The following is a 21653-nucleotide window of genomic DNA, read 5'->3' as shown; positions in this document are numbered from 1 at the left end:
AACTGTTTTGTAACAGGGGGGAAATCCTTTCAGACGTATTTCTTTAACCTCTTCTAGTAAAGACTAATATTACCACTCAATCTGTTGATCTTCATCTGGTATTTGGGTATTGATGTTACGTTCAAGCGTTAATGTACCTTTTACTTTATATGGCACTATTGCTCCCGGAGCAGAAGTAATGTCATCATAATTATACTCAATCGAAAAGGAGACATAATGATGTTCCAAGTATGGACGAGTAGCATCTTTAATTACCGCAACACTGTAATCAGGTGTACCAAACAATTCGAAATTAATCCTATCATCTTCCGGCCATACTTTCAATGTTTTTGTTTCCTGATCAAATTGCATATATATTTTGTAGGTACGGCGTATCTCTTTGTCTAAATTCTCACCGACTAAACCTGCGTAAAAGAAAATTGTATTTTCGTCTACTACGTATGCAGTACGTGAATTGGCAACCATTGGCTTTTTATCAATGCTTCCATCCGGATTACGAAAAAACACTTCCATAGTAGTTGTACTATAACTTCCTGAATAATCATTGAACGGAATAACCCTTAAGAGTGCTTTTGCATAATTCTTACGCGGATGACTCATATAATTATAAGAAGCATCATCAACTATAGTCAGAGGTAATACCCATTTTTCTACCATGTCAATTCCGTTTAATGTAAAATCAATATTCATAGTTTCCGCATAAGAGTCGGCAGGGATATGAACCGATTCAGAAAAACTGTAAAACTTCTCATCCAATAGCTCATAGAACAATTCAGTTCGTGTACTAAAACGTTCCTGATTCATAATATTCAAAGTATCTGGATCTATGGCGACATGTACATCCAGATCTTGAGAATTCATAGTGGTTCCACTCACTGTTAGAGGTAACTTATACGTTACTTTACCATCTGTTTTATACCGCACATAGATGTTCATGACACCCTGATCGTTTATGGGAGCTGCAAAAGATATGTATTGCTTATACTGTTCTTCTGTCCATTCATCATTACAAGATGTAGCTAATAGCAAAACGGACAATACAATCCAACAATTATATATAGTTTTCATATTATACTTTTTTATATTAATCATTATATGTCCATCCAGGATTCTGGGTTAACAAATTATTCCGTTTTAACTCATCATGGCTAATAGGCCAGAAATATAGTTTGCGCGAGAAGGTTGAAGGCAGATCGTTTATAACCACAGGAGAATGAAATAGAACTTTTTGATCTTCCGAATCAGTCATTAACGTATTGCATCCATATACTTTCATTGCCTCTTCCACCGGAGCATCCTTCCATCTACGTAAATCAAAATATCGATGCCCCTCACCCATTAATTCAATTTGGCGCTCACGTTTCAACTTCTTACGAAATTCATCCTTATTCCCATATACAGTAGTAAGATCATAATCAGGCACACCGGCACGGCAGCGAATCGGTCGAATCCCCTTCTTCATTTCATTAATGTCACGCTTGATGGAATAACTAGTAGAGCCATCCCACGACGAAATGTCATACGTGGATCCATCTTCCAGCTCATTCAAAGCTTCCGCATATATCAGTAATATTTCTGCGTAGCGGATTGCAGGCTCTGGTTTTTTAGTGATGCGGTCGTTTATTTTGCCTACTGCTGTATCATCCGGACTGACAAATTTCATAATTCCTATTCCACTACGTAACCAGAAATTTGTATTCGTATATCCATTACCATTACCACGATAATAGAATATTTGTACATCTACCGGCTGGGCAGGGGTTAGGGATGAATTTTGTAGCATAGGCCATATAGCTCCATTAAATCCGACGGAAGCGTAGAAGCGAGGTTCACGCCCGGCATATTGCTTGGAGACTCCAGCACGTAAGTGTTCATATCCTTCAGTTCCTGCTTCTGTTTTGCTGACAAATCCATTTGCACGTTCGCGCATGTCACTACGACCAGGAATATTTAATTCACGTTCTTTACCCGGACAATCATCCCCATTAGCCATATAATAGGCATCACATTGTTTTTGTGTCATACCATGTGTATTCCAACCACCATAAATTGATGGGAGTTGATGCCTGACCATATCCGCCAGATCACGGTCACCCTGATTTTTACCACGTGTAAAAATCAATTCTTTATTATCTGAGGCTGCTAAATCACCATCAAAGAGCGAACGGTATGACTCAAACGGATCTATATTTTTGTACCCATCCGGCCAATCCTGTTTCGAGAAATCGTTATCTTGATAGGGAGTAACGGTTTTAGGAAAGCCTGGACTTGATTCTGTCTTTGCTAACGAATAATGCAACTCATATTGCCCGAGTTTCATCACATCAAGTGCAGCTGCAGCAGCTTTTGCCCATTTATATTCGTCATATTCCTGCGCAATGAGACATTTACCATCATGGTCCACCAAGTCAGTAAATCTTTCTGTATCTTCCGGGCGAGGATTGTTTATCGGACTTGCCGCATACAGTAACACTTTGGCACGCGCAGCTAGAGCGGCTCCTCTGGTTGGACGAGCTATGTGGTTGGTTCCTCTCTCCAATGGTAAATCTTTTGCAGCTAAAGCCATTTCGGAAGCAATGTAGTTGGCACATTCGTCATAAGTATTGCGTTGCCGTGCCAAACCTTCATAACTATCAGTGTAATCAAGTCCTTCGTCCGGCAACAAAGGTATAGGACCATACCTACGAAGTAAAAGCCAGTAGTAATAAGCTCTTACGAAGCGCGCTTGTGCTTTAAAGTCTGCTTTTTCCTGTTCCGTAATCTTCATATTCATGTCAACATTTTGAATAAAAATAGAAGCTTGACGAATGCCTTTATAGCTTGCTCCCCAAGAATGTCGGAAGCCTTCATTATATGTACCGTTCTTAAATGTTTTATAATCATCACGGTCACCGAAATAAATATCATCGGCAAAGCAGAACAGATTATTATCTTTACTGGAAACATCCATATTTTCTCCTGACAGATATGAAAAAGCATGTGCTAACCACCTTTCTGTCCGTGTTTCATCAGTAAACACATCTTCAAGTAACATGCGGTCTTTGAAATACTTGTCAGAATCCAAGTTGTCCGCACAGGATGCAATTCCTACTCCTAATAGGATATATATGCATATATAATATATTCTTCTCATTTCACGTATATTAAATTAGATATTAACAGATAAACCTAGAGAAAAGACTTTGGAAAGTGGATACTCGGTACCTGTAGAACTACCGAGTTCAGGATCCCATTCTTTGAATTTAGCGAATGTCAATAAGTTCGTTCCGATAAAGAATACGCGTATCTTATTAAATTTCAGTTTGTTTACAACTGTTTTAGGTAAAGTATAGCCAACTTCCAGAGTTTTTAATCGCAAATAAGAACCATCACGCAACCAAAATGTAGACTTCCGGAAATTGTTATCATTTCCACCGAAACTTAAACGAGGATACGAAGCATTTGGATTTTCATTAGCAGGAATACCAAACCTGGCAGCAGTTTCTGCATCCACCCAGCGATTTTCCACCAAATTCTCCAATACGTTTCCCCATTGGTTGTCTTTGAAAGCATATACGGTAGAGCCCTCAATAAAGAATGAAGACTTGCCGGCTCCTTGAAAGTGAACATTGAAGTCAAGTCCTCTCCATTGTGCCGAAATACCAAATCCGTAAATCAAGTTCGGTTTGGTAGTGGCTCCAATAGCCGCTTTATCTCCATCATTAATGACCCCGTCACCATTCACATCCTTATACTTGATGTCACCTGGCTGTACTTTACCAAACTGTTGTTTAGGACTATTACGAATATCATCGTAATCTTTGAACAGACCTAACGCAATAAGTCCTTTTGCCTGATTGACACGATATCCTTTTTCTAATTGATAAGGATAGACAGTATTTGTTTCATCTCTCTCCAGAATTTCATTCTTACTATAAGTCATATTACCTCGAATGGTGAGATTTACTTTACCTAACTTTTGTTTGTAAGCAAAATGACCGTCAAATCCTTCAGATAATACACTACCGACATTGGCTTTAGGATTACTTCTTACGATACCTACCATACCTGGAAGAAATTTTCGCTCCATGTAAATGCCATCACGTTGCTCGTGGAAATAATCGACTGTAGCTGTCAATTTATCATTAAATAGAGATAAATCTACTCCAAAATCATGTTTGGTAGCAATTTCCCATGTTACATTTTCGGAAGCCAACATGCTATATGTCATACCATCAAACTTTTTATCGTATCCGTAATCTCCCCAATTCCATCCGGGGAATATCTTTTCTACATCTTTGTCATCCACTTTTTCTGTATACTTACCGGAAATGGTATATAAATAAGGAAAGCGTGTTCCCAACTGATCATTTCCGACTTTTCCGTATGAATAACGTAGTTTAAACATGTTCATCCATTTCAGATGATCCTTGATCAATTTTTCTTCAGCTATATTCCAAGCAACAGAAAATGCAGGAAAAAAACCGAACCGATGTCCGTCAGCAAAGTTCTCCGAACCGTTGTATCCAAAATTGAAATCGACGAAATAACGGTAATTCCAGTTGTAACTGGCTCGTCCGGCTATTCCCATATGACGTTTGGCAATACTGTTTTTTACATCTGTACCAACATCAACAGTTGTTTTATAAGCATCCTGGCTATATTTGAGAGTTGCTCCTACATGGTGTTCTTTAAATCCACGATTATACTGTAAAAAAGCTTCGAGGAACTCTCTGCGATTACCTGATGACTTACTGGTCTGTTCCATCTTCTGTTCTTCCCTTTGTCGATCATACACTATTTCGCCCGCCGAATTACGGAAACGTTGTGCACGCCATGTTTCAGGCATTTTCTTGTGGTTGATTTCATTATCATTATTGATGTCAAATCCAAAACGTCCTTCAAAGCGTAGCCCTTTTGTTATAAAATCCAGTTTTTGTTCCAAAGAAATGTTTGTCTGTACTTTATTATTCCAAAACTCTTTGTATCCAGTTTGCGTAGCAAGCACCCATGGGTTCGAGCGATCATCTTCTTTACCAAATGCCGGTATATAGCCGTTAGAATACATCAATGGAACACTAATCGGATTTTGATTCATCAATGATTTCCATACATTTTCCCCTTGTCCCGGTGCATTTCGTTTCTTTAAAGAACCGGAAACTCCAACTTTCAGGAGAGTACTTTTAGTTATATCAATGTCCGTGTTCAATCGATAATTCCAACGTTGACTACTTGGGTTGCTATTATAATCCTCACGCATAGCGTCGTCTGTTTTATACATTCCTCCTTCGCTGATATAACTAAGTGAAACAAAATAGCGTGCAGTAGCCCCACCACCATTCATGTTCACATTAGCACGATAAGTCATCGCTCCATCTTTCAGCAACACATCCTTCCAATCCACATTCGGATAAAGATCAGGATCAAGTCCTAATCGTAAAAGCTCCAATTCATCATCTTGGTATATAGGTTCTTTATTACGAGTAATGCGTGATTCATTCATCATGCGTGCGTAAGTGTAACCGTCTGCAAATTCGGGTGTAATGGTGCGTGTGTTGTAAGACGTTTCAACTTTTGCGTTTATATTGATTTTACCGGCTTTACCGTGTTTGGAGGTAATCAAGATTACCCCGTTAGCACCACGGGGACCATATATAGCTGTCGTAGAAGCATCTTTCAATACAGTGAAAGACTCAATGTCCTCTATATTCATTTCGTCCAGGCTACGTTCAAATCCATCAACTAATACCAGCGCAGAATTGTTTGCTCCGAAAGTGGAGATACCCCGAATCCAGAATTCAGAAGTATTCACTCCCGGCTGCCCTGATGTCTGCATGGCGAGAATACCTGCTACATTACCTGCCAAAGCATTTGAGAGGTTTGCTGAAGGATTTGATTTCAGGTCGTCTACATTTACAGTCGTTACCGCTCCTGTCACCGTCAGTTTTTTCTGCACGCCTGTTCCGGTGATGACAACTTCATCAATCTCTCTTGCATTGGCTTCTTTCATTGTAATATTCACTATACGTTGCTGCTTTATCAGCACTTCCTGTTTATCAAATCCAATATATGAAAAGAGCAGCCTTGAATATTCTTCAACATTTATTTTGTAACGTCCGTTAATATCTGTGATAGCTCCCAAGCCAGCCTGGTCTTTTACTGTTACATTCACACCAATCAGTGGTTCCTTATTCTCATCTGTTACAATTCCTGTAACTTCTATCTTTTTTTGCGCAAAAACGCTTATAGAAATCAATAATAGACAGAAAGTTATCAATTTCTTAATATTTATGCATTCCATATTATTCGGTTATTATTTAACTTCATCCGATATTCTTTTATCTGATTGGTCTCTAATGAGGTCTTCCGGTATTTTTTCCAAAGCAATTTTACGGATACGATGATTATTTACATCTCCCACATAAAATATATTGTTTACTTCATCGTATGCCAATGCGGCTGGAGAATCAAAACGAGCCTCTTCGCGTAATGCCCCATCTACATAACCATTGGCATGTATATTCATACCAACGCTTCCTCGTCCTGCAAAAGTTGAAGTAATTCCGTCTGGTGTCAGCTTTCGAATACAATGATTATCACGATCAGTAAAGTAAAAATCGTAAATTTCATCTTTTCCGGCTGCCTTATACTCTGGATTCTTGACAAACACTCCTTGGTAGGGTCTGCTTAATCGCGCCTTAGCTCCAATTTTATCATCATAGCCAGCTTGACCTGGTGCTCCGCATACGACATACGGATTGGTAAATGTTTTCTTGTCTTCATCATAGTTTGCACGGAGGATATAGTGACGGTTTATTACCACTATATATGCATACTTTCCGGATGGGTGAATGATATAATTGAATTCCCAATCTATATCTTGAATAGCGTACAGCTTTTCTTGATGTTCCTTATTATTGTTTATTCCCCACTTGTGATAATCATATCTTATCACCATACCTTCTCCGAAGTTATTATAATATAATTCTCCATTTCTGGGATGCACAGCAGAAGCTTGGCATCCATTACCGGTAGTCAATCGTTTCTGATCCAAAAAGTTACCTTGGCGAGTCATGAAGATGTTACTTGCACCATTAACATCTCCTTTTGAGCATGCAATTATCATTGTATCACCATCTAATGTCCAGGTAATACTGCGAAAACGTCCTACTCCATCACTTCCGGCAGCCAATCCAGTCGTTATGTATTCTCTTTCTAAATCTAAAATTCGTATAGGCTTTTTACCTTGATCACCATTGTCTTGGGTTAAATAAAGAAGATTCGGAAATTTTGGATCAAATGAAAACCACGTAGGAGAATCTATCTTTCCACAATCATTAAATGGACCTTCTTTTTTTATTTCTCCATTTCCTAGTTCATCCACATAGCCACATAAAGTAGTGACAAGCATCTGTTGGACATATTTATATTTCTGTGGTATAGTTACAGTTGGGGTTTCGCCGACTGTTAGTTCTATCGTACCTTCATAACACTGGTCTGGAGTAATGCAATATAAACAATTGCCTTCTACACTAATAACCTTAGCTTCTTTTCCACCTACCCTAACTGAAATAATAGAGGGATCAATGCCAAAATTACTACCATAAATAATCATACGTACTTTTGTTCCTCCTGATTTAGGGGTAAAGTCCGTTACCTCTACTGGTTGACTTGGATCATAAGGGGCTGCAGTTGTATCTTTGTCGTCTTTACAACTGCTGAAACAGACTGTAAAGATGAATGCCAACATCATGCATTGTAGTCCTATGTTCCCATGTTTCATAGTTTTACATTTCATAATACACTAGATTTAAAATTATTGATTATTCTGAACTTTATCCATTAACACTTTCATCCAGTATCCTCCGATCACCGAACGCGCTCTGAAGCCTACCCATTTACCGCTGTCGGTATGGTGCCAATCACTGATAGGCACACGTGACACGGTCTCGTTAATGTATTTATAGACAGGATCAGAGAACTTTTCAAAGGTTACTTGATCCGGAGACATAGCTGCCGTCCACATTATCCAGTCGGATTTTGTGTATTCTTTACGAGAGTCCAGAGGAAGCCCGTAAGGATTCTGCTTTGTCAAGTAATAGTTTATTTCTTTTCCGATTACATCGTTAGGAAATAAATTCAGGTTCCATAACTTATCCCAAACCATGTTATATTTTTGACTCCAAGTGTTCTTTCTGTCAAAAGCCAAACGGTAATGATCACCCTCATTCGCCATTTTTTCCCATTTCACTGCCATTTTCTTAGCTATAACAGCATATTTTTCAGCTACATCATTCAACCCGAGCATCCGAGCCATTTCACTGTATCCGGCCACTCCCATGATCGCTTTCACGGAAAGATTGGCATTATGAGCCCAATGTCCGGCGAAGTCATCCGTGCAAAGTTGGTTTTCCGGGTCCTGTCCAGACTAAGTTTTTTTTAGTTATTTAGTTTATTATCAGATATGTATAGCTAACATGTCTTGTTTCTGTGTTGTAATTAGTTGGTTTTTCGAGTGTTTTTGTAGTCTATAAAAATGATTTATTTCTAGGATTTGGGGTATCCCAGATTGTTTCAACAAATTCTAATTTTAGAATAAAATATCAACAGTTCATGCATGATAAAGAAATAATATATCCCCAAATGTAGTTTCAGGGATCAAATAAGATGGAATAAAGACATGATATATTAGTGGCGGTTTAAAACAGACTAAAATGATTCCATCCATTCACTTGACCGACAGATGTTTTTATATCCTTATCTCCATTATAAATCGCGAAACATTGTTCCGTTGGAGTATTAGATAGTTTAGCCCATTTTGAAATACCTTTAAAGAAATCCGGTGAATAAGTTGCTCCTGATTTGATTTCATAGGCATACTGTTTCCCGCCAACCATTCTTAATAAGTCAACCTCATTGCCAGTACTATCACGCCAAAATGATAATCCCGGTTCAACACCTCTATTATAGGATTCTTTTACAAATTCATTGATGACAAGATTTTCAAACAATCCTCCACGTAAAAAATGAGTAGTTATTTGTTCTGCATTTTGTATGTCAAGTAAAGAACAGGCTAGCCCTGTATCATAAAAATATAACTTAGGAGTTTTTACCAATCGTTTGGCATAATTGTTATAATCAGGTTTCAGTAAATAACAGATATAACTTGCTTCTAATATAGATAACCAGTTAGTAGCTGCTGTGACAGAAATTCCACATTCATTTGCTAATGATGAAAGATTTAATAATTGCCCTATGCGACCTGCACATAATTTGAGGAATTTAATAAATTTACTTAGATCCCCAATATTACGTAATAATCTCACATCTCTTTCTACATATGTTTGTATATAGAAAGGATAATAATCATCCGGATTTATAGCTTTATCATAAATACGTGGATAAGCTCCCTTAAAAACTTCTTCATTTACACTGGATGGCAATATTTCTCCTTTTTCCATTTCATAATGCGAAAACGGTAGTAGCTTGAGTACTGCCGTACGTCCAGCTAATGATTGATTCACACTTTCCATTAATAAGAAGTTATGAGATCCGGCCAGCATATACATACCTTCTTTATTCTCTTTATCGGTATGCGTTTGGATATAAGAGAAAAGTGACGGAACTCTTTGAACTTCATCGATAATTGTTTTATCCGGGTAGGTGGAAAGAAATCCTCTCGGATCATCTGTAGCAAATAGTCTCATATCAGGATCTTCCAAAGACACATACTCATAGTCCTGAAAGGAATTCCTCAATAATGTTGATTTTCCAGATTGTCTAGGTCCTGTCAATGTAACAATCGGATATTTATTTGCCATTTCAATTAGCTTGGATTTCAGTATTCGTTCTATCATTGCTGCTCTTATTTTACTGTTTGCAAATTTAATCTTTAAAAGTGAATTTGCAAAACTTCTCTGTTTTTTAATTTAAAGTTCTCTATTTATATTAGATTATATTAGATCTTTTATAATCATATCTGCAGCATACTATAAGTAATTATAATTTAAGCAGCCTGTCATTGAGCTGGATTTAAACAATGGCAAGCTGCTTATTATTTATCTTATATTCAATAATATACCTTCTATCTGTTCTACGGAGCGTATCAAAGCTATTTTAGCATCAAAGAATTTCTTAAAAACAAGAACTTACATTCAACAACTGATTCGCATGAATAATTAAGGTTGCATTGCTTCATTTTAAACAGTGATGCTTATGACTAATTATTTTCTAGTGCTGTATTCAATCGGAGAACACCTTCCAAAAGAGAAGCTCCACTTGCTTGTGCGCCCATAGAAGCAATATTTCCAGTAAATATGGATCCCCAATAATAGTTACAATACATTTCCGGATAAGTTCCACGAGTCAAGTTTGCGCTCAACGTTTCTGCATTTTTTCGCAGGAAAAGAATCAGATTCTGCCTAAGTGTACTATTAGCAGCTTCATCCAATGCCAAATTGACTATATAAGGAATCAAAACTGCTTTAAAGATGCTTTGGTCCATAGACGGACCTTCATTACGCAAAATGCCATTAGTTAAGCACCTATCACTGGTTGTGACATAGCTAATAACTTTTTCTGCACATGTCAGATAATATTTTTCATTTGTAATATGATACAATTGCCTACTTGCTTCTCCATACGTACCTTGCGTATAGGTTAAAGGAGGTTCCTCTATTCTACCATCTCCCAATGTTAAGTAATTATTATCGTAGGCAAATTTATGAAGTATTTTAGCATCTGATAAATACTTATCTTCATTGTATTTTTTATACAATTTGGTAGCCATCAAAGCACCGGGAGCATTGGTACATATATTCCGGCTTCGCCCATTAGAATTATTTTCATTATTCCAAGGAAGTCCAGTTCCTTTATCATCTGTCCATTTTCGTGTAATAATGTAAGTGTCATACAACCTCTTGGCTGTATCGGCAAACTTATTATCGTCTAACACTTCTGACATTCGCAATAAAGTCAGACCAATCCAACACATATCATCAGTATATGGATTTGAAAAGCCTGTAGGATCGTTGTTGTCGTGATGATAATTATTTCCATGATTTTGAAACCATCTTTCAAAATATTCTTTATATGTCGCAGCCAATATAGGATTATTATCTTTGATACGTTCATAAGAATACAATACCACATCAATAGCATGAGCCTGTTGCCAATAAATATAAGTATTAGCCGAATTTCCAGATATATTTTGGGGGGATACCCAAAACGTTCCTTTCGTTTTATCCATAAACTGTTCAATAAGTACATACGTACAACTATCTGCCAAAGGTACTCCCTTATTCGATGGAATAGCAGTAATGGTAACTCTTTCTGATTTTCTTCCGTAGTTATCCACCACAACAACAGATATGAAATAAGGCTCTGCGGATGTCAACCGGAGTAAATACCCTTCTCCTTTCTGAATCGTATTCACTCTTTTTTCGCCATTGGAACCTTTCTGCTTATAATAGATCTCTACCCCTAGCATATTGGTCACAGTAATCGGATTCGTCCATGTTAGATAAAGTTCATTGGGATTTTGTGTAATCTTAGCCTTCAAATTCGTCACTGGTGTAATAGTTATTTGCGAAGTATCGGTGCTACCCTCTATTGTATTGGTATCCTGTTCATTTGTTTCCCCACAGGCAATACATGAAAATATAAAAATTAAAAACAATACATATTTATTCATTGCGATTAATAATAAACGACTGAAATGCTATGGATATTTACAAATATCCATAGCATTTACAATCCCCATTTATAGTTTATTTATTCTTTGACCAACCTTTAATTTCCTTCTTCCCATTCGATAGCTTGGTCTTCATCCGGAATTTGAGTATTGATTTGACGTTCTAATGTCAACGAACCCATTACATGAAATTCAGTTTCGACACCGGGAATCGTTGTATAGTCTTTGAACGTATAGTTGATATTATTGATAATAATGGTTCGGTGCATTAAGTAGGGACGGATAGCGTCCATTGACTCCGTGATACTGTAAGAAGCAGTGATCTCATTATTAAAATCATCTTTACCGAGCGCAAACTGCATTTTATTATTTGGATCTGCCGGAGAAAGCGTTACTGTTCCATTATTGTTGAATTTTGCTTTAATCCGATACCCTTTCCTGTCTTGACGAGTTTCATCAAATAAACCTGCATAGAAGAATAACGTTTCATCGTCAACTACATACATCATGACATAATTTTTCACGTATGGTGCATCTGTTTCTGAACCATTCAAATATGTTTTGTAATTTACAGCACTATAATTTCCTGAATAATCATTGAATGGCATCACACGAAGCAATGCCTTCCGATAGTGCTTTCGATAGTTTGGGGTATAGTTTCCATCAGGTGATTCTTCGATAGTCAATGGTAATACCCATTTGTCTGATAAGTCGATGCCCTCCATTGAAAAGTCGATAGGCATTAATGCTACATCTTGCCCGGCATTGATCTGCACCGTTTCTGAATGAGAGTAGAATTTTTTTGGCAATACTTGATAGTACAAGTCGGTACGATTATTGAAGCGTTCTTGGTTTAGTACTTTTAAGGTATCTGTATCCAAACCAACATGTACTGTAATGTTACGTTCATTGGTGGTAGATCCGCTCACAATGATTGGTAACTGAAATGTCGTCTTTTCATTACCAGATCTATAGCGTACATTGATTCGAGACACACCATCACTGTTAATGGGAGCTTTAAATGATATATAATGTGTAAACTGTTCATTTTCCCATTCATCATTGCACGAACTACATAAGCCGGCTATGGGTAACAGATATAATAAGATATTTTTCAGTTTCATATTCTAGTTTTTTTAGATTAATCATTGTAGGTCCATCCCGGGTTTTGGGTCAGAAGTTTATTTCGTTTCAGTTCACTGTGCTTGATGGGCCAAAAATACATTTTCGGTGAGAAAGTAGCAGAAAGATTTGATATAGGAACCGGTGTGTGGAACAGGTCTTTATTGGCATTACTCATAAATGTATAACAACCGTAAACAGGCATTGCTTCCTCTACTTCCGCATCTTTCCAGCGTCGAAGATCATAGTAGCGTTTTCCTTCAGCAAAGAGCTCAATCTGACGTTCGCGTTTTAGTTTGATGCGAAATTTAATCGGGTTACTATATGTATCTGCATCATAATCGGGCACCCCGGCACGCATGCGTATTGGTTTTATACCTGTACGCATATCTTCTACGTTGCGGCTGATTGTGTAAGTGATGGAGCCATCCCAAGAAGGAACTTCATAACTAGCAGTCAATTCATTCAAAGCTTCTGCATACATCAGCAGGATATCAGCATATCGAATAGCTGGTTCATCTTTATCTTTTACCTTGGCTGCATCGCTATTATAATAGGTATCATCAGGATGCACATACTTAGCTACCCCAATGCCGGTGCGCAACCAGAACATACTATTTGCATAACCATTTCCATCTCCGCGATAATAGAATACTTGTTGATCTTGATTCTGAACTTCTGGTTCATTACCTAGATGCCAGTACATACCATTATAAGCAATGGACGCATAGAAACGTGGTTCACGTTCAGCATATTGCAAAGATACTCCATTTGGAAGCGGTTTGTGATCTGTATTATTTGTTGTATAACCAGTTGCGCGAGGGCGAGTATCTATGCGTCCTTGATAAGCTGGAGTACCTGCATATTCAGAGTTCATTCCCGGACAGTCAGTACCATCGCTCATATAATAGGCATCTACCTGTTTCATGGTGGCGCCGTGCGTATTCCATCCTTTAGCTACAGTGGGCAATTGATGAATGACCATATCTTTGATGCGTTCACCGGAAATATTTTTTCCACGAGTAAAAATCAATTCAGGATTGTCCATAGCAGTTACCTGTCCGTTGAATAGAGAACGATAAGATTCGAACGGATCAATATTCTGCCAACCTTCTGGAAAATTTTTATAACTATATTCCGGGTGAATCGGAGGAGCGATGGTAGCAGGAAAAGCAATAGAATGAGTCGACCGGAAATCGGCTGTATAAATATGGTAAACGCCTAGTCCCATCACATCTTTGCAAGCAGCTGCTGCTTTAGCCCATTTACTGTTGTCGTATACAGGATTTAATAAACGTTTCCCGTCACGGTTGGTCATTTGCTGTGCATACGCATCATCGTTGCCATTCATTAGCGGACTTGCAGCATAAAGCATTGCCAAAGCACGGGTAGCTAAGGCGGCACCGCGAGTAGGACGGGTAATGGAAAGCTGGTCTCTTTTCAAAGGTAAACCCTGTGCTGCCAAGACCATCTCTTTAGCGATATAATCTACACATTCATCGTATGTATTGCGGGGAAGTTCCAAATCTTCGTATGACTGATTGTAATCAAAACCCTCATCTGGAACCAGTGGAATAGGACCATACTTCCGGAGTAACAACCAATAGTAATAGGCACGAACAAAGCGGGCTTGTGCTTTGAGGTCAATGATTTCCTCCGCACTATGCTCAATGCTCATATCTGCATACTGGATGAAAATAGAAGCCTGTCGAATACCATTATAACAACGGTTCCAAGTATCTTGGAAAGTGTTTTCATCGTATGCTCCTTCACGGAATTTATTATAAGATAAAGCACCGCCTTTGGTTGCATCCACTGTAACATCATCATCGCCATAATACATGCAATCATCAAACACAAAAGGTGTATTACGTTTACTTGCAACATCACAACATTGTCCCAACAAATAGGTATACGCCTGTGCCAACCATTGTTCTGTTTTTTTATAGTCGGTAAAAACTTTATCAATTGTTTCTCTATCCTCAAAAATGTAATCAGAATCCAAATAATCGGAACAAGAAGTGGAACTGATCGCAAAAATTGCGACTAATAGTATATATATTTTTTTCATATCATTAATCATTTATAAGTTAACGCTCAAACCTAACGTTACGGATTTGGACAATGGATATTTCTCTCCATTATTGCTACCCATCTCCGGGTCCCAGAGTTTGAAACTAGACCATGTAAGTAAATTGGTTCCAGTCAAGAAAATACGTACATTATTAAAATGTATTTTGTTAACCAGTGCTTTGGGAAGTGTGTAGCCAATATCAACCGTTTTCAGACGTACGTAGGAACCGTCACGCAACCAGTAAGTAGAGTTGCGGTAGTTATTAGTATAAGCATAAATCGTTGTATTTCCATTTCCTTGGTCTGTGTAACTTAGGCGGGGGAAAGTAGCATTGGGATCCTCGTTGGCTGCAATACCTAATTTCTCGGCAGTATCCGCATCTACCCAGCGATTATCCAAAGTTCCTTTAATAATATTACCCCATTGCCCTTCGCTGAAAGCTCTGATACATTTCCCGGACAAGAAAAACTGCGACTTGCCCGCGCCTTGAAAATGCAAATTGACATCAAGTCCTTTCCATTTAACAGAAAGTCCAAGACCATAAATCAGATTCGGACGATTAGTAGCTCCTACTGCTACAATATCGTTGTCATCCACTACACCATCACCATTTACATCTTTGTATTTAATATCACCGGGCATTACAGGACCATACTTTTGAGTAGGACTATTGCGAATATCATCGTAATCCTTGAACAGTCCTAATGCAATCAATCCTTTATTCTGGTTCACTCGATAGCCCTTTTGCATTTGATAGGGATATACATTGTTAGCTTCGTCTCTTTCAATAATCTCATTTTTGCTGTAAGTCATATTACCACGTACTGTCAAACTTACCTGATTGAACCTCTGTTTGAAAGAGAAATTGCCATCGAATCCCTTGGAATTTACTTTACCGACATTTGCAAAAGGACTCTTTCCTTGCAGGCCAATCATGCCAGGCAAATACTGGCGTTGCATGAAAATTCCGCTACGACTTTCATCAAAGTAATCAACTGTCAATTTGAATTTATCATCAAACAAAGCCAAATCTACTCCCAGGTCTTTCTTCGTTGCCACTTCCCAACTAACTTGGTCGGAAGCTAGTTCTGTGTAAGTTAATCCTGTGAATCCATAAGAACTACCGTAGTTTGCCCAATCATAACTATTGCCTTCGCCAATTGCGTACAGATAAGGGAAACGTACATCTGCATTGTTATGACGAATCTTATCATTACCTACTTTACCATAAGAGAAACGCACTTTGAACATACCCATCCATTTCCAATTCTTTTTGATAAATGATTCTTCTGCAATGTTCCATGCTAAAGAGTATGCCGGGAAGAAACCGAAGCGATGCCCTTTTGCGAAATTCTCCGAACCATTATAGCCGAAGTTGAAATCTACGAAATATCGATAGTTCCAGTTATACGCAATTCGCCCTGCCAATCCTTGATTACGTCTGTTGACACCATTTTTCAGATCATCACCTAAGTCTTGTGTTTTGATGTACGAGTCCTGTGTGTATTTCAACGTAGCATTGAGATGATGTGCCTTAAAACCGCGTTCCCAATTAAGCATCATATCTAAAAATTCACGACGGTTACCGCTAGAACCACTTTCTTGATGCATATTGCTACTGTCCGAAATTTTCTTGAATACCAAATTTCCATTTTCATCGCGTGAACGTTCGGCACTCCATTGCTCAGGCCATTTACGACGATTGATGTGATTGTTATTATAGGTATCATAGCCGAAGCGTCCAACAAATTTCAGACCTTTGGTGATAAACTTCAAATTCTGTTCCAACGTAATATTTGTCTGAATCACATTTTCCCAGTTTTCATTGAATCCAGTCTGTGTAGCTGCTACCCATGGGTTTGTTTTGTTGCCTGTACCTACTGCCGGAACACGACCGTTGGAATAAAGTAAAGGAGTACGAATGGCGGTATAGCCAAAAAGTTCACCCCATACATCTGCATCACCCAGTCCCGGACTGTTTCTCTTAGATAACCAACCGGATACACCTAACTTTAATAGTGTAGTTTTCGTGATATCAATATCTGTATTCAGACGATAGTTGTAACGACGATAGTTTGCATTAGTGTTGTAATCGTCTTTCAACGCTTTATCAGTGTTGTACATGCCTTCTTCATCAAGGTAACTAATAGAGGCGTAATACCGTGCAGTAGAACCACCACCGCTTAAATTCAGGTTAACGCGGTGTTGCCATGAGCCTTTCCTCAACAATAAATCCATCCAATCCACATTCGGATAGAGATCTGGGTCTAATCCGTTTTTTAGAATCTCCAGTTCCTCCGGTTGATATACAGGTTCATAATTGCGTGTAATTCGTGACTCATTCAATAGGTTTGCATACGAAATCCCGTCTTCAAATTCAGGTGTAATAGTGCGCATGTTGTAGGTGGTTTGTGCCTTTATGTCGATCTTGATTTTCCCGGATTTACCATGTTTAGTGTTAATCAATACAACGCCATTAGCTCCTTTAGAACCGTATATTGCAGTAGCGGAAGCATCTTTCAAGATAGAAAAGTCTTGAATATCCTCAATGTTGATTTCATCCATGCTACGTTCGAACCCATCTACTAAAATATAAGCACCGGTTCCAGCCCCAAATGTGGAAATACCGCGAATCCAGAATTCTGAAACATTTTGTCCTGGTTGACCGGAAGTCTGGCGGGCTAATACACCTGCAACGTTACCTGCCAAAGCATTAACAACACTAGACGACGGATTAGCCATCAGATGTTCCATGTCTACTGTAGTGATGGCACCGGTTTGTACCAATTTACGTTGTGCACCGGTACCTGTGATTACAACCTCATCAATAGTAGTAGCTACATCTTCTTCCATTTTTATATTGACCGAACGCTGTTCCTTAATCAATACTTCTTGTGTCTTATATCCAATATATGAGAAGACCAGTCGGTTATAAGGTTCTACTTTAATGGTATATTTCCCGTTGATATCAGTAATGGCTCCTAATCCGGGAACATCCTTGACGATAATATTCACACCAATAAGCGGTTCCTTATTACTGTCAGAAACAATACCCGATACAGTAACAGTTTTCTGAGCCATTGTGTCGGTTACTACACATAGCAACAGTATACATAAAATTGTTATTTTTTTCATTTTTATACGGTGTTTATTCATTAATATCTTCTTCAGGCACATCTTCTTCAAGGCCAATCTTTCTGATTCGATAGTTGTTGGCGTCTCCCACATATATCGTATTATCACGCTCATCCCACGCAATTCCTTTAGGCCGGTTAAAACGTGCATCTTCTCGTAAGCGGCCATTTGCATACCCCCATGGGTTTGAATTCAAACTAGCGCTACCACGTCCGGCATAGGTAGTCACTTGACCCAAAGGAGACAAGATACGAATGGCATGATTATGCCTGTCTGTCAAATAGAAGTCATATTCATCCGAATTTCCGGCATATTCTGGGTTCTTTACAAATACACCAGAGTAGGGATTACCGAATCGAGCCTGATTACCGACCCCATCCTGATAAACATAAGTGTCTTTGTTACTATTAACACCTGCAATGACATAGGGAGCGGTAAAGGTTTCCCCATTGAAATCTGAGCGAAGAATATAATTGCGATTGATGACCATGAAATAAGCATATTTACCAGTTGGATGAATCATAATATTGAACTCCCATTCTTTGTCTTGCACTTTTAATATTGTCTGAGCGGCATCATCTGCTGTACCAGGTCTGACAGGGGTTGTTCTCTTTCCTGTTGCAAATTCCTCTATAACATATTTCTTTACCCGATAAAGCAGACTGTTCTGGTAATTGGAGAAGTAGAGGTCGCCAGTAGTAGGATGTATTGCAGCAGCTTGGCATCCTTGGTTCTGTGCGATCACCCTTCCATTGCCCCACGTGAACCCACACGGCTTCGTTCCTCCTTCAATTCGATCGAACATCATAACAGCCGTACTATTAACATTTCCTTGCGCTAATCCTACAATCATGTGATATTTTCCATTGTCATCTTTATAGAAATCAATGGTTCGGCAACGCTGTGAGCCTACAAATGAGTTCTTGGGAATCATTGTATAGACCTGCTTGTTTGTGAAGTCAAAACAACGAATACCTTGTCCTACACCTTCAGCGTCCCCTGCGTCTTCTGCATCATATAGCAAATTATGGTCCTCCGGGTCCCAAGTCATAAAACAGGGATTCGTAATGGAGCCACAATCATTAAACGGACCATCTTTTGCTGAATTGGAACCTTGCTCACTAGTTGCACCACACAAGGAACTTACCACCACTTGGCGTTGATATTCAAACTTAATTTCGGCTACCTCGGCTGAATAGATTTCTTCTCCTTGTTTGATAGTTACCTGGATTTCACCCGAATAAGCCTTCGTTGGTACAATACAATATATGACAGTTGATTGTACGTTGACCACAGGCGCCTTCTGTCCGCCGATAGTGACTTCTATCAGAGACGGGTCATTGCCGAAGTTTTCTCCATGAATAAGAACCTTCTGACCTGCAGCACCATTAGTCGGACTGATTTCCTTGACACTAATAGGAAGCTGCGGATTAAAGGGACTGCCACCACTTCCTTGAGCCGGAGTGACTTCTTTTCCATTATCGCAACTCTGTAATAGAAAAGTGGTCAATGTAAACATTCCCCATAAAATGCCCAAACAGGCTTTCATTACTTTTTGTTTCATAATAAATTAGATTAAATATGTTAATAAAATCGCATAAGCAATAAGTATTACTTGTTTTTCTGTATAGGATATTTATTTCTGAAAGTAGGGTGCCACTTCCAAGATGGAAGGTGCGTTACTCTTGACGGAAGGCCATCCATCGTTACTCCAAATCAGTTTATCCATTAAAACATATCTTCCGTTTTCGGCTTCTTTCTTCTTGTAACCGTGGTAAATGATCCAGTCAGTTCCTACATCATCCTGAATCAGAATGGAGTTATGTCCAGGTCCTGCCCAGGTTTCATTGCCACTCATAATGATTTCACAATAATCATACAACATATCCCTTCCTGTCTTATCTAAATAAGGTCCAAGCACATTCTTTGAACGCCCTACCACAGTTTGATATGTACTGGTTGCTCCATTACAACAAGTTCCTATGGAAGCAAACAAGTAATAATATTCTCCACGTTTGTATATGTTGGTCCCTTCAAAACGATTTCCACAAATACGCTTCTTCAGGACTGGGGTTCCATCCGTTTTTTTCTTTATTTCCAGACCATTATCCGTGAGTTCTGTAGCATAGATACCCCGAAAACTTCCCCAAAACATATATTTTTTGCCATTGTCTTCATAAAAGAACTGGTCAATGGAATTTTGTACCCCAATCACTTTCGAGTCGATCAAACACCCTTTGTCTATAAATGGTCCTAGAGGAGAGTCTGACACAGCAACTCCTACATTACTTCTCCACTCATCTCCCCATATAGCCCATGAATAATAAAGCACATAATGATTATTGAAATAACGTATCTCTGGTGCCCAAATATTGTGGTCGCCACCCCAAGTGGGGCGAGTAGCATCCGTGAAAGCTGTACCCTTATACTCCCAATTCACCAAATCTTTGGAACGATAAATAGGAACATTTCGAGTATTCTCTGTTCCATAGAGATAGAAATAACCATCTTGGGCACGAATTACTGTAGGATCTGGTGCGCTAAAAGCAATAATCGGATTGCAATAACCACGCACTAATGTCAATATCCGGACAGACTTATCTATTAACACTGTTTCGCTATCGGCATTCGTTAGACACAGAGGAAGTAGATAGTACGTAGGATGTAGTTTGGTTGATTGAATAGTTAATTTCGTAGAAGCTTGATTATTCCCTGCAGAATAAGTCAATCCACCAAGAGTATACGAGTCATCAGGTAGCAACTCATAAGATGTTCCATGAGCTGCATTATAATCATTTACCAACTGTACAGCCTCTGGTGCAACACTTAACGTACAATGAAATGTACTCTGGTTTGTGCCACTAAAATCATAATAAGATTTAATGTCTACTTCTACTTTTTCTTGGTTTAATAGTATTTCTCCGCTAATACTCTCCAACTTGACAATAGCTGCTTGGACATCTATCGTAAGAAGTAAATTTCTTTTGTTTTCTTGAGCGCTAACCGATGCACTTTCTAACCGAAGAGGGAGTACATAATTAGTTTTTTCCCTCTTCCATCTTGAGAAGATTTCAGAGGAATGAAATTGAATTTCTATACTTTTTTGTTTCTCATTCGCTTTCAGTGTTAACATTTCCTCTAGCTGATAAAGATCTTCTGGAAGCAGTTGAAAGTTTGTTCCATTGTTAGAATTATAAGCTTTCAATTCACTGTCACTCCAAGTTTTCAATCGAACAGATATCTCTCCATTCAAAAGGGTACTCTTGCAAACAAGCACATTGTATGAAACGAAATTCTGGTCGGGCACTAGATTCAAATTCTGGAATCCATTCTGTTGTAAATACACAGATACATTAGTCTCATCTCCTTCTTTTCCATTCGACTCTTCATTATTATCGCTTGTCGAACAGGAAAACCAGAATAGTGTGCTCAATAGCATTACTAGATTCCATCGAAGAATTGATACAGTAGATAAGTTACACATAATATCACTCCCTAATAGAAAATTACTTGCTACCACTCAATTTATTCATTAACACTTGCATCCAGTATCCTCCAATCACGGAGCGTGCTTTGAAGCCAACCCACTTACCACTATCAGTATGATGCCAGTCACTGATAGGTACACGAGATACTGTCTCGTTAATATAT

12 protein-coding genes and 1 pseudogene are annotated in these 21653 nt (G+C 38.6%); all 13 read right to left on the bottom strand.

The genetic code is table 11. From position 1 onward, the window contains the following. Nucleotides 1-69: 69 nt before the first annotated feature. Nucleotides 70-1068, bottom strand: a complete 999-nt coding sequence (locus tag KFO40_RS11270) for a DUF4973 domain-containing protein (RefSeq protein WP_049702263.1) — start codon at nt 1066-1068, stop codon at nt 70-72. Nucleotides 1069-1084: 16 nt separating this feature from the next. Beyond that, nucleotides 1085-3133, bottom strand: a complete 2049-nt coding sequence (locus tag KFO40_RS11265) for a RagB/SusD family nutrient uptake outer membrane protein (RefSeq protein ID WP_087319067.1) — start codon at nt 3131-3133, stop codon at nt 1085-1087. A gap of 15 nt (nt 3134-3148) precedes the next feature. Continuing rightward, nucleotides 3149-6271, bottom strand: a complete 3123-nt coding sequence (locus KFO40_RS11260; RefSeq protein ID WP_049702262.1) for a SusC/RagA family TonB-linked outer membrane protein — start codon at nt 6269-6271, stop codon at nt 3149-3151. A gap of 21 nt (nt 6272-6292) precedes the next feature. Continuing rightward, complete coding sequence (locus KFO40_RS11255; RefSeq protein ID WP_004298154.1) at nt 6293-7777, bottom strand: IPT/TIG domain-containing protein; 1485 nt, start codon at nt 7775-7777, stop codon at nt 6293-6295. A gap of 18 nt (nt 7778-7795) precedes the next feature. Further along, a pseudogene (locus KFO40_RS11250) lies at nt 7796-8404 on the bottom strand (glutaminase domain-containing protein); the annotation flags it as partial. A 274-nt stretch (nt 8405-8678) separates the two neighbouring features. Beyond that, nucleotides 8679-9836 (bottom strand): ATP-binding protein, encoded by a 1158-nt coding sequence (locus tag KFO40_RS11245; RefSeq protein ID WP_049701665.1) that lies wholly within the window; start codon nt 9834-9836, stop codon nt 8679-8681. Nucleotides 9837-10198: 362 nt separating this feature from the next. Then, nucleotides 10199-11671 carry a glycoside hydrolase family 76 protein gene (locus tag KFO40_RS11240; protein WP_248005578.1) on the bottom strand — a complete coding sequence of 491 codons (1473 nt, stop codon included), beginning with the start codon at nt 11669-11671 and terminating at the stop codon, nt 10199-10201. Between the two features lie 98 nt (nt 11672-11769). Beyond that, the gene (locus KFO40_RS11235; protein WP_008024164.1) at nt 11770-12795 is read right to left on the bottom strand and encodes a DUF4973 domain-containing protein; all 1026 of its coding nucleotides are present in this window, start codon (nt 12793-12795) and stop codon (nt 11770-11772) included. Between the two features lie 17 nt (nt 12796-12812). Continuing rightward, nucleotides 12813-14864: a RagB/SusD family nutrient uptake outer membrane protein gene (locus tag KFO40_RS11230; RefSeq protein WP_008024166.1), complete on the bottom strand. Its 2052-nt coding sequence runs from the start codon at nt 14862-14864 to the stop codon at nt 12813-12815. 12 nt (nt 14865-14876) lie between these two features. After that, a complete protein-coding gene (locus KFO40_RS11225; protein WP_008024168.1) occupies nt 14877-18002 on the bottom strand; it encodes a SusC/RagA family TonB-linked outer membrane protein in 3126 nt (1041 codons plus the stop codon). A gap of 13 nt (nt 18003-18015) precedes the next feature. Next, the gene (locus KFO40_RS11220) at nt 18016-19566 is read right to left on the bottom strand and encodes an IPT/TIG domain-containing protein (protein ID WP_211146366.1); all 1551 of its coding nucleotides are present in this window, start codon (nt 19564-19566) and stop codon (nt 18016-18018) included. A 72-nt stretch (nt 19567-19638) separates the two neighbouring features. Then, nucleotides 19639-21441: a family 43 glycosylhydrolase gene (locus KFO40_RS11215; protein ID WP_225450165.1), complete on the bottom strand. Its 1803-nt coding sequence runs from the start codon at nt 21439-21441 to the stop codon at nt 19639-19641. Between the two features lie 67 nt (nt 21442-21508). Next, on the bottom strand, nt 21509-21653 hold a 145-nt coding region (locus tag KFO40_RS11210; RefSeq protein WP_211146376.1), incomplete at its 5' end, for a glutaminase domain-containing protein.

The sequence above is a fragment of the Bacteroides sp. 1001302B_160321_D4 genome (assembly GCF_015667765.1).
In the GTDB taxonomy this organism is placed as follows: Bacteria; Bacteroidota; Bacteroidia; order Bacteroidales; family Bacteroidaceae; genus Bacteroides; species Bacteroides xylanisolvens.
This window is presented reverse-complemented; position numbering and strand designations above follow the sequence as displayed.